10 protein-coding genes and 1 tRNA gene are annotated in these 11305 nt (G+C 51.6%); 7 read left to right on the forward strand and 4 right to left on the reverse strand.

Annotated features, from left to right (window positions below):
- Nucleotides 1-199 precede the first annotated feature (199 nt).
- The 6 genes from AC0QHF_RS19805 (at nucleotide 200) to AC0QHF_RS19830 (ending at nucleotide 7784) form a co-directional block, all read left to right on the forward strand.
- Nucleotides 200-742: an RDD family protein gene (locus tag AC0QHF_RS19805; protein ID WP_324705965.1), complete on the forward strand. Its 543-nt coding sequence runs from the start codon at nucleotides 200-202 to the stop codon at nucleotides 740-742.
- A gap of 38 nt (nucleotides 743-780) precedes the next feature.
- Nucleotides 781-969: a 50S ribosomal protein L33 gene (gene rpmG / locus AC0QHF_RS19810; protein WP_324705966.1), complete on the forward strand. Its 189-nt coding sequence runs from the start codon at nucleotides 781-783 to the stop codon at nucleotides 967-969.
- Nucleotides 970-1028: 59 nt separating this feature from the next.
- A complete protein-coding gene (gene rpsR / locus AC0QHF_RS19815; protein WP_324705967.1) occupies nucleotides 1029-1244 on the forward strand; it encodes a 30S ribosomal protein S18 in 216 nt (71 codons plus the stop codon).
- An 8-nt stretch (nucleotides 1245-1252) separates the two neighbouring features.
- Complete coding sequence (locus tag AC0QHF_RS19820) at nucleotides 1253-3271, forward strand: ribonuclease catalytic domain-containing protein (protein WP_324705968.1); 2019 nt, start codon at nucleotides 1253-1255, stop codon at nucleotides 3269-3271.
- A 117-nt stretch (nucleotides 3272-3388) separates the two neighbouring features.
- Complete coding sequence (locus AC0QHF_RS19825) at nucleotides 3389-3694, forward strand: hypothetical protein (protein WP_324705969.1); 306 nt, start codon at nucleotides 3389-3391, stop codon at nucleotides 3692-3694.
- 304 nt (nucleotides 3695-3998) lie between these two features.
- Nucleotides 3999-7784, forward strand: coding sequence for a hypothetical protein (locus AC0QHF_RS19830; RefSeq protein ID WP_324705970.1), 3786 nt, complete (start codon nucleotides 3999-4001; stop codon nucleotides 7782-7784).
- 117 nt (nucleotides 7785-7901) lie between these two features.
- On the opposite strand, the gene AC0QHF_RS19835 is transcribed toward AC0QHF_RS19830, so the two are convergent.
- Nucleotides 7902-8879, reverse strand: a complete 978-nt coding sequence (locus AC0QHF_RS19835; RefSeq protein ID WP_324705971.1) for a cysteine synthase A — start codon at nucleotides 8877-8879, stop codon at nucleotides 7902-7904.
- A gap of 188 nt (nucleotides 8880-9067) precedes the next feature.
- Entirely contained in the window at nucleotides 9068-9706 is a 639-nt protein-coding gene (locus AC0QHF_RS19840; protein WP_324705972.1) for a peroxiredoxin, read from the reverse strand.
- 205 nt (nucleotides 9707-9911) lie between these two features.
- On the opposite strand from AC0QHF_RS19840, the gene AC0QHF_RS19845 reads away from it, so the two are divergent.
- Nucleotides 9912-9996 (forward strand) — tRNA-Ser (locus tag AC0QHF_RS19845).
- A gap of 74 nt (nucleotides 9997-10070) precedes the next feature.
- On the opposite strand, the gene AC0QHF_RS19850 is transcribed toward AC0QHF_RS19845, so the two are convergent.
- Both AC0QHF_RS19850 and AC0QHF_RS19855 read right to left on the reverse strand, forming a co-directional pair.
- Complete coding sequence (locus AC0QHF_RS19850) at nucleotides 10071-10286, reverse strand: hypothetical protein (protein ID WP_324705973.1); 216 nt, start codon at nucleotides 10284-10286, stop codon at nucleotides 10071-10073.
- A gap of 498 nt (nucleotides 10287-10784) precedes the next feature.
- On the reverse strand, nucleotides 10785-10985 hold the full coding sequence (locus tag AC0QHF_RS19855; protein WP_375341448.1) for a ribbon-helix-helix domain-containing protein: 201 nt from the start codon (nucleotides 10983-10985) through the stop codon (nucleotides 10785-10787).
- Nucleotides 10986-11305 lie beyond the last annotated feature (320 nt).

Consider the following 11305-nt stretch of genomic DNA (forward strand, 5'->3'; position numbering starts at 1 on the left):
GCAATGGATGAAGCCGAGGCGCACTAACAGACCGAGGGCTTGACCTCTTAACCACCACTTTCTCTATGCAGTCTTTAGGATTCTGAGTCTTAATACTCAACTTAGCCTTTCTCTATAATCAGAGATGGGCTTTGTTAGTTTTAAGTCTGTCAGGTGTCAGGATAGAAATGTACTTTATTGTCAAGATCTGGCATCGATTATGAGTTCCGAAAGATCTGAGCTGGTTCCGCCAGCTTTTCCGAGGGTTCCAACCGGGTCGCGGGCAGCGGCGTTGGGTATTGATGCCCTGTTGGTTGGATTGATTGCGGGTTTACTCGGCGGTAAGGGCTTAGTCGGGCTAATTTTATTTTTGATGATTTGGATTGCGCTGCGGGTGTTTCTGGTTTCCAAGAACTACGGGCAGAGCCTGGGGCGCTGGGCATTCAATATGCGGGTGATCGACACTCGATTCAATCGGACACCCCAACTGCTGGAATTGTCGAAGCGGGAAGGCATTCTGGGATTGTTCGTTTTTTTGGCTCTGAGTGGGTTGGGAAATATCGGTTCGGGGAATGCGGGGGTGGCGCTGCTGATCGTCCCGCTGATGGCGGATGGGGCGGCGGTTTTGTTTGATACGAGCCGACATCCGCAAACGTTTCACGATCGCATCGGGGAAACCCTCGTCATCGGAGTCGGGCGCGGCTACTCCCTGGATCTGAGAATCCGCCATTGGCTTGACAAAGCACAGCGTTATCTGAAATAATAGATGATTGTGCTTTATTAAGAATTCATTTTACGATTATGGCTAAAGGTGTCCGCATCGTGATCACGCTCGAATGTACGGAATGTCGCACCAATACGGACAAACGGTCCAACGGTGTGTCTCGCTATACGACGATGAAAAATCGTCGGAATACCACCGGCAGAATGGAACTGAAGAAATTCTGCCCCCACTGCAACAAGCATACCGTCCACAAAGAAATCAAATAATCGGGGGACTCCCCCAGATTTCCCATTCGCAAATTGAACCAGAGGAAGACTATACACCCATGAGCTATTTTCGTCGCCAAGTTTCGCCCATCGACCCGAAAACTCCTATCGATTACAAAAATGTGGAGCTGCTCAAGAAGTTCGTCACCGAGCGGGGCAAAATTCTGCCCCGGCGGATTACGGGTTTGACCTGCAAGCAGCAACGCGACCTGACAAAAGCGATCAAACGGGCTAGAATTTTAGCGATGCTGCCGTTTGTCAACAAAGAAGGCTAATTGGATTGGTGGAAAAGGGAAATTTAGTTGAATTCAGGATACACGGGGAGCGGCGTCTCGCCGTGGTCGATCGCCCTGAAGGAAAAAAGCACTGGATCTTGGTTGACGACCAGGGCAATTCCCATACCGTCCATCCGAGGCAAATTACCTACGAGGTGAGTGGAACGGCCTATCGGGCGGCCGATATCCCCGCGTTTTACGAAGAACTCCAGCCCTATCTGGACCCGTCGAGTTTGGAGGTGGCCTGGGAGATTCTGATCGAGGAAGGGGGGACGGTCGATCCGAAGGGCATGGCGTTGCTGCTCTTTTCCGAGGAAAGTCCGCCGCAGTGCTACGCCAGCCACTTGCTACTCTCCAACGACAAACTTTATTTCAAACAGAAGGGCGATCGCTACGAGCCGCGTTCCCCGGGCCAGGTCGCGGAAATCAAACACCAGCAGGAAGTCGAACAGCAGCGGGAGCAGGAAACCCAGGAATTCTGGCGGCGGGTCCAGCAGCGGTTGGCGGGGGAACCGGTGGAATGGCAGGGGAGCGATCGCACCCGCCTGGACGCCCTGGAGCGTTTCGCCCTTTTCGGAGAGGAAGCCTCCCACACCGGGCCGGCTTTGGAAACCCTGGCGACCCTCGATCGCCCCCAAACTCCGACCGCCTCTTTTGAATTGCTGGTAGACTTGGGGATATGGAGTCTGCATGAGAATCTTTCTTTGCGGCGCAGTCAGATCCCAAGCCAGTTTTCCACGAAGGTGCTAGATGTGGCTCAACATTCTCTCCAATCTCCGCTGCCCGATCGCGATCGCGATTATCGTTTGGATCTGACTCACCTCAAAGTCTACACCATCGACGACGAGAGTACCCGCGAAATTGACGACGGCTTGAGCCTGGAATTTCTCGAAGGCGGGAAACAGAGAATTTGGATTCACATCGCCGACCCTACCCGGCTGATCGAACCGGGGGGCGAACTCGACTTGGAAGCGAGACGGCGAACCACGAGCGTCTACCTGCCCACGGGAATGATTCCCATGTTCCCCTCCGAACTGGCGACGGGCCCGATGAGCCTCGTGCAGGGTCAAATTTGTTGTGCCCTGAGCTTCGGCGTGGTGCTCGACGAAAACGGGAGCGTGGAAGACTACACGATTCACGCGAGCACCATCAAACCCACCTACCGCCTCACCTACGACGATGCGGATGAGATGATTCATATGGGTATCCAGGCGGAACCCGAAATTGAGGCTCTGGCTTTATGGGCGAAACGTCGCAAGGAGTGGCGGGATTCTCAGGGGGCGATCAGTATTTACCTCCCCGAATCGATGATCAAAGTCGAGGGAGATGAAATCATCATCAAACTTTTGGACGATTCTCCGTCCCGGCAGATGGTGGCGGAAATGATGATTTTGACGGGGGAAGTGGCGGCTCGCTACGGCAAGGAAAACAATTTGGCGCTGCCCTATCGCAGTCAACCGCAACCGGAATTGCCGCCGGAAGAGGAATTAATTCTACTCCCGGCGGGGGCGGTGAGAGCCTGTGCGCTGCGTCGCTATATGCCCCGGAGCGAGGTGAGTTTGACGCCGGCCCGCCATGCGAGTCTGGCTTTGGATACCTATACTCAGGTGACGTCGCCGATTCGTCGCTACAGCGATTTGTTGGCTCACTTCCAGATTAAAGCTCATTTGCGGGGGGATGAACCGCCGTTTTCTGTGGACCAGATGCAGGAGATGGTGATGAGTTTGGGTCCGGCGGTCAAAGAGGCATCGAAGGTGGAGCGGGAAACGAATCGCTATTGGAGTTTGGAGTATTTGCGGCGTCGGGCGGATGAGGTTTGGGAGGCGATTCTGCTGCGGTGGCTGCGGGAGGATAGCAATTTGGGGTTGGTGATGTTGGAGGAGTTGGGGTTGGAGTTGCCGATGCGGTTTAATCGGGATGTGGCTTTGGGCGATCGCTTTGAGGTGAAGGTGACTCATTCTGACCCGCGGCAGGATGTGATTCAGTTTCAGGAAATTGTGAGTCAGGCGACGGAACCGGCGGTTTAGGGTTGGAAAAAACCACAGAGGCACAGAGGACACGGAGAAGTTTTGGTGATTCTTTAAATCCTTTCGGATGGGGGGATCGTGCTAGATTGGTAGTATTCTATTCGTCGGCAGTTCGAGATGATTTGCCAAGGTCAGACCTATCGACCAAAAATAGATTTGCCGGTGATCTGCATGACCTCCTGGGCTGCGCCATTTACCGGAGGATACGACCATATTTTACCACGGGGCGAGACGTTTATCATTGCGAACGATCCGCCGCCGGACGCCACTGCAGTTTATGCTGATGTCGTGAACTATCATCAACTTCATAGCTATTTTGTTTCTCGGGGCGATCGCTGGCGGTTTTGGGTCTATCGGGGCTATTATCTTTGTATTGATATTGAACAAATTCAGACCGATTGTGAATTGGTAGCCGATGTCTGACCGGCGAAATATTTCGGCTCAATCAAAAACCGCTTGGGAATCAATTTCCTTTTCTTATAGCCGAAATCATTTGAAGATGATTTGGGGGTTTATAGTCAGGTTAAAAAATTTAAGATTTGACAATTTTAAAGAATAAATAATATTTGGATTAAAACTCGAAATTTTATAGGAAAAACATGATAATAATTGGCAGGGAACGCGATCGCACGCTACCAAAAAAGTTGATGCGATCGCGAAATATTGCGGAAATTGCTTTTCGATGCCAGACTGGTTCCATTAACCTCCGGGATGCTACCGACAAAGTATGTCTTCTCCCCAGGAACGATGGATCGCGCTTTCCATTCGCATCGATGCTGACAATCCGGCATTGTTGGATGGTTTGGAAGGTTGGCTGGAGTTGGGTTTGATTTCCCACGAACAAGTCAAACAACTCTGTCAGCAATATTTGAGTCAACCGCTACCGCCACGGCAACCCGTCCCGGTTTTTGCGGAGGAGAAAGACGAGGAACCTGTCAGACGGCGGCAAATTTTCCGAAACCGTCCGCCGCAGCCGAAATCTGCCCATGTCGCCACCCGATTACTTCAGTCTCTCAAGGCGGAATTGAGCGTCCGCTGGCTGCTATTTTTGGGACTGTTTATGGTGGTGGTGTCTTCGGGGGTTCTCGCCGCGAGTCAGTGGGAAAGGTTCCCCGTCGCCGGACAGTATGGCATTTTGTTGGCTTATACTCTGGCGTTTTGGGGGGGTAGCCGGTGGACGGGGAGACAGAATCAGTTGCCGCTGACGGCGGAAACGTTGCGTCAGGTGACGTTGTTGCTGGTTCCGCTCAATTTTTGGGCGATGGACGGGTTCGGTTTGTGGCGAAATCCGCTGGAATTGTTGACGGTGGCGATCGCAACTTTGCTCCTCACTGCAATAACAGTTAATTTATACCAAAAATCCGAATCGGTCGGACATTTACCCCTGCTAAATTATCTGTTGCTGAGTTATCTCAATTGGGGATGGAGTTGGCGGCAAGTTCCGATCGCGGCGATCTATATCGGGGTGATTCTGACGGCAATTATTTGTTTGTATCGCGTTCGCCGACAACCGAATGTCGCCTTGAGGACGGATATCACCTTATTAATTTATGGCTTAATTCTCCTGTTGGGACGGGGAATTTTTGTCGCGGATGTGGATATCACCGCTTTGGGTTTGGCGGTGGGGATTTGTGGCTGGCTGCTGTACCTGTTTTCTCCGGTTTGGATGCGTCATAGTGGCTATATATTTCTATTCTTTGGGTGGTTGATTTCGATTCAATTCCATCCCTGGCAGGCTTTTATTGTCAGCGGACTGGCGGTTTCGATTTTTACCCGCCACCTGCTGCGGTTCTGGAGACGGCGAGATCTGGCGGCTATTTTTGCGATCGGTTTGCAGATGGTTTGGCTGCTGGGGCCGATGATTCCGGACGGGGTGCGGGAAACGGCTATTATTACGGGAACGGAAATTACCAACAGTCAAAATAACCCCTGGTCGCTGCTGAGTTTGACTTGGTTTCCCTATCTTATTTTTATGCTTGGGGTGACGGATTGGCTGTATCGGAAAAATAAAATACAATTGGCGCAGTTTGGGGAGTTGCTGGCGTTGGGATTCGGTCTGTTTCTGACCAGTTTTGGGGTGTTTAATCCGGCGATGCGATCGCTCAATTTGATCGCCTCAGCCCTCACTCTCGCGGCCGTCACGAAACGCAGATCTCCGAATGTTTTTCGAGTCTATCTCACCCATGCGATCGGGTTGCTGGCGCTTCTGAGTGCCGTTGATTGGCTGATTCCCAATCTGACATTTATTCAATGGGCGATGGTTTTGCTGGTTCTGATGGTGGGAGAGTTCGCATTTTCTACCGTCGGATCTTTCACCGATTCTAGTCTATCTTCTCCCGAGGATAGAGGCGATCGCACCTGGGCGGAAAGTGGGTTTTATTTGGGGTTGGTTTTGGCGGGATGCAGCTATCTGTTACTCAGCCAAATGCGAGGGGTTGAGAATTTGATGTGGGTGGCGACTCCCGTGGCGTTGACAGGGGTAGCGTTGATTGGCGACTATCAGCGACGAAAGGCGGGAGAATTGGCAATTTTAGCCGTGGGAATGGCTCAATTTTTGACGTTGGGAATAGATGGAACGCGATTCGCCCTCGTACAATCGCTCAATTTGGCGGTGGGTTGCGGGTTGATGTTCGTCAATTCTCGATTGTTGCTAACGCCAATACCTGCTATTTTAACTGTTGGATTCGGTTTGACATTCTTCGCTTCGGTATTGTGGGAATTAAAGTTAGTTTCCGATTTGGGATGGTTGGTTGTGAATGCGATCGCATTCAGTAGTTTGTGGATATTGCGTCGGGTATTGCAAAATCGGGAATCGGAATTGGGGCGAAATTACACCCAGGCGGCAGATGGGTGGGCGATCGCACTTTGCGGGGTGCAATTGTTCCTGATGACGGTTCATTCCCTCTTCGTTTATTGGGGAGCAATAGAAGCCGATATCGTGGCGGTGGGAGTCTTAATTTTAACTGTCGTTGCCATTGTCTTTAGGACGTGGAAAACCGTTCCAGGAACTCGGGATTTTAACTGGGGTGTTTATGCCGGCTGCTGGGGAGTTGAATTGTTGGTGGCGGAAACCTTGGGATTTTTCTCCAATTCTTTAATTGCATTGGCGATCGCGAATACAATTTTGGGACTTTCTGCACAACTGGCGGGGGATTGGTGGTTGAAACGGAATCCCGATGCCAACATTCCCAAACCTTGGCAGGTCATTCCCATATTATACGGCATTTTCGGAACTATTCTGCGGGTCGATGAATTTGCGATATGGACGGGTTTAAATACGTTCGGTCTGGCTTTCATTTTTATCGGCATCGGACGGCGACAGGAATCGTTGAAACCTCTGGTTTATTTGGGTGTGGCGGGAGTGTCGGCGGCGGCGTTTGAACTGCTATTTTATCGGGTTGATTACCAACCTGTTGGGACTCAGTTGGTGGCGATCGCGACTTTGGCGACCAGTTTCGTGTATTTGTATCGGATATTGTTGCCGGTTTTGATGGGATATTTGACCCTGGAAGCGGGGGAAATCAAAGCGATCGCGCATCTGCATTGGTTCGTCGGTACTGTATCCTTGGGAATCGCCTGTTTTCTCCCCGGAAATATCAATGCTTTGGTGGGGTTGGGGACGGGAATTCTTCTCACACGATATGCAATTATTCAAGGTCGCAATAATCCCCACCGACGGCAGGCGGAATTTTGGGTTTATGCGGGGTTGTTGGAAGCCGTCGCCATCAGTTATTATGTCGCCGATGTTCTGAGTTGGGGAGGGTTTTTTATCCCCTGGAGTGGCGCGATCGCTTCTTTAATTGCCTATTTTTTCTATATTTCACCCTGGGATTTCTGGGGATGGCCGCCAACTCCCTGGCGGCGGGTGGCGGTGGTTTTGCCGATCGCCTGTGTTGGGTTTAGCGGTGCGATCGTCACTCCGTCCCAACTGTTTTCCTGGTATACGGCAACGTTTTTGAGTGCAATTTTCTATCTCGTTTTGGCGGAAATGGGTGAAAATATTCGCTTCACTTATATCAGCATCCTGCTGGTCAATTGGATGATTTTAAAAGGTCTTTTGCCAGTCCATGCCGATACCCGTTTTCTCTGGATTGTCACACCTCCGGCGTTATCCCTGTTGTACCTCGTCCAAGTCGAACCCCATTTAAAAGGAACAAATCGGAGACAAATTCGACATTTTATCCGCTGTCTGAGTGTGGGATTAATTTGTTGGGTCGCCTTATTAGAAAGCCAGTGGATGGGAATTGTACCGGGTGCGATCGCATTGGCGACAATTTTCCTGGGGTTGGCGTTCCGAACTCGCGCTTTTCTCTATATCGGAACGGCGACATTTCTGATCAATGCCTTCAATCAGTTGATTCTTCTCAACTCGATTTATTCATTTTTGAAATGGGTGATTGCTTTTATTATCGGATTGATTCTTATGTGGATTGCAGCTAATTTTGAGACTCGCCGGGAGCAGCTCGTGAGTTTATTACAAAATTGGTTGGCAGAATTAGATAATTGGGAATGATGCCAATCCTATATTTCGATTAATTGATGGGGTGTGATTCATTAAAACTCCCCCTTGATAAGGGAGAGTTTTAGGAAGTATTGATCGCGGGAAATTAGAGGAGATCGCCCGGACATTTTAAGTCGCCGGCCACAACCCTCGTTCAGCCAGCCACTCGCGATTGTACAGCTTGGATTGATAGCGGGAACCCCCGTCACAGAGAACCGTTACAATGGTGTGTCCGGGTCCCATTTCCTTCGCCAGTGCCACGGCGGCGCCGACGTTGATACCCACCGATCCCCCCATGAATAATCCATCTTTTTCCAGGAGTTGATAGACCACCCGCACGGCTTCGCGATCGCCAATTTGGATCGCATCATCGATGGGAACGCCTTCCATATTTGCCGTGATCCTGCTGTTGCCGATCCCTTCCGTAATCGAAGAACCCTCGGTGCTAATTTCCCCCGTTTTCACATAACTGTAAAGGCCGCTACCCATCGGGTCGGCAACCACCGTTTTTATCTGGGGATTTTTCTCTTTTAAAAATAGGGAAACGCCGGCAAACGTCCCCCCCGTACCCGTCGCCGCCACCCAGGCATCGATGGTTCCATCCGTCTGGGACCACATTTCCGGACCCGTGGTTTCGTAGTGCGCCAGCCGGTTTGCCAAATTGTCGAACTGATTCGCCCAAATGGCGTTTTCCATTTCCTCGGCTAACCGACCCGACAATTTGACATAATTATTGGGGTTTTTGTAGGGCACGGCGGGAACCGGACGGACTTCGGCGCCCAAGGTGCGGAGGGCCTCCATTTTTTCCACCGACTGGGTTTCCGGAATCACGATCAAACATTTATAACCTTTGGCATTACAAATGTGCGCCAGACCGATGCCTGTATTTCCCGCCGTCCCTTCTACGACGGTGCCGCCGGGTTTGAGCAAGCCTTTTTTTTCGGCATCTTCGATAATATAAAGTGCCGCCCGATCCTTGACGGAACCGCCGGGATTCAAAAACTCTGCTTTTCCTAAAATTTCACAGCCCGTCTCTTCGCTGAAACTGTTTAACCGGATCAGTGGAGTATTGCCAACGGCTTCCACAAAGCCACGTTTGATGTCCATTTTTTATGTTTTAAATATTCGTTGTCAACGAGTGATAATTTGCCGGTCATTTAGTTTGATGGAGGGCGTGAGAGAGTGGGGGATCGGTCGGAGTGCGATCGCACGGATCGCCCTTCCCTTGAATACTCTGCTCATACGCCCTTTTTCAACTGTGGAATCTCTTCCGGCCGCGATCGTTGACCCCTATTTTACTTGTTCGGCTGAGGAGTCATCCGCAAATAGGATTTGACTTCGGTGTAACCCTTGGGGAACTTCTGCTTGAGCTCATCGGGATCTGTCAGGGAGGGGACGATTACGCAGTCGTCGCCATCTTTCCAGTCGGCGGGGGTGGCGACCTTGTAGTTGTCGGTCAGTTGCAGGGAGTCGATGACCCGCAGGATTTCGCTGAAGTTGCGGCCCGTGCTGGGGGGGTAAGTGAGGGTCAGGCGCAGTTTTTTGTCGGGGTCGATGATGAACACCGTGCGGACGGTGACGGAGGCGCTGGCGTTGGGGTGGATCATGTCGTACAGGTCGGAAACTTTGCGATCGCCGTCCGCCAAGATGGGATAATTGATGGTCGTCTGTTGGGTTTCGTTGATGTCGCCGATCCAACCTTTGTGAGATTCGGCATCATCGACGCTGAGGGCGATGACTTTGACGTTGCGCTTGTCAAATTCGGGTTTGAGTTTGGCGACGGTGCCGAGTTCGGTGGTGCAGACGGGGGTGTAGTCCGCCGGATGGGAGAAGAGAACCACCCAGCTATCGCCGGCCCACTGGTGGAAGCTGATGTCGCCTTCCGAGGACGACTGGGTGAAGTCGGGAACGGTATCGCCTAATCGCAGAGCCATAGCTTGATTTCCTCGCTCGTTGTCGGGTTGAAAAATATTCGATCTCCATCATACTCCTGTTTTCCGATCGGGTTAAGTGATTTTGAAAATTTTACGGGTCGGGGTGCGATCGCACGGAGAGCGGCGGTAGACCTGAAGCGCGATCGGTGGTAAGATTATATTTTGTCTGTAGGCTGACTCAGATCTTCGAGAGTCAGGATGGACTGGAGAGGTGGCAGAGTGGTCGATCGCGCTCGACTTGAAATCGAGTGAGCCGAAAGGTTCCGTGGGTTCGAATCCCACCCTCTCCGTTGTTTCAGACTTTGCCCATTTGACTTTTGAGGTGCATTTGATGTGAATTTGATGTGCAGGGCGATTTTGCACATCAAACCGAAACTGCCCCCACCATCGGCGCGATCACCCCCACCATCACGCCGATCGCTCCCCGGCACTTCCACACCCCCCGATCCATCCGTCGGGCGATCGCCAGTAGCTCATCGGCAAACTCGGCGGGGACCCGGATCGCCCGCGTCGGGGTGTGGTCCCATTTCGGTTGTTTTAGTCCACTGGTGTCGGGGTTGTAGTTGGCCATACTGCTCATAGCTCTATCAATGTACATTGATATACCTATCATTGTACATTGATACGGGTCAAGCGTCCCCCAGCAGGATATCGGGTATCGCCCACCGATCCGTCATGCGATCGCCTTGCCACCTGGCAATACTGCCCTATCAATGTACATTGATAACCGGACGGGCGATCGCTCCCCTCTCAGACTTGCCAACTGGCAACCATCCCCCCCTATCTGTGGCGACGTTGGGGCGGGCTGCGGGGACGGTTTATCCATTTTGGTGTTGCCCCGCCCCGATCAGGATAAAAAAATCATTTTTTTTTATTTTAGGGTGTCCTGGGTGTCCCCTGGTGTTGGAACGTATACGGTGAGGGAGTTTAAAGGGGGACACCCAGAAAAAATCCTGCCTGTCCCCTGCCTGTCCTGCCTGTCCCCCTTTGACAAAAAATGACCCCCGGTCTGGTGCGATCGGGGGTTGATGGGGTATGGGGACAGTAGAAAAGGGATGCTTTGTCTGTGAGGGCTTGTTTAACTGGCGTTCTCGTCCTGGGCGGGCAGAACACCCCTGGACTCCAAAGCCTCACTGATCAATACAGAAACCATGTTCGCCACACTGCGCTGCTCTTGTTTGGCCATTTTGACTATTAACGCCTTTACCTCTGGTTCCAGATAAATACTGGTGCGACTTAACTTTGTGGGCATTGTGTACTTTGCATAAAACATTGACATTTTACCTCGTCAAGATGTAGGCTACATTCCATATGGTACATTACCGTGACAAACCGTGCATGACGGTGGTGTACTGTTTAGATAAGCGAAAACCCACTGGTGTCTGCCGGCAAGCTCGTCACCAGTGGGCGCGAAAACCCCTTTTACAGGAGTAACTATGACTTTATCAGAACTCAAAGCCCGTGCGATCGCGCTCGGACTGTCCAAAGACGACGTGAGAGCGTTCGGCAACCTTTCTTACAAGGCAACCTGGGAAGCCGCGATCGCCGACACCGAAACCGCACCCCCCCAAATGGATGAGTCCCCCGCAGGGGAACCGA

Source organism: Lyngbya sp. CCY1209, assembly GCF_055795065.1.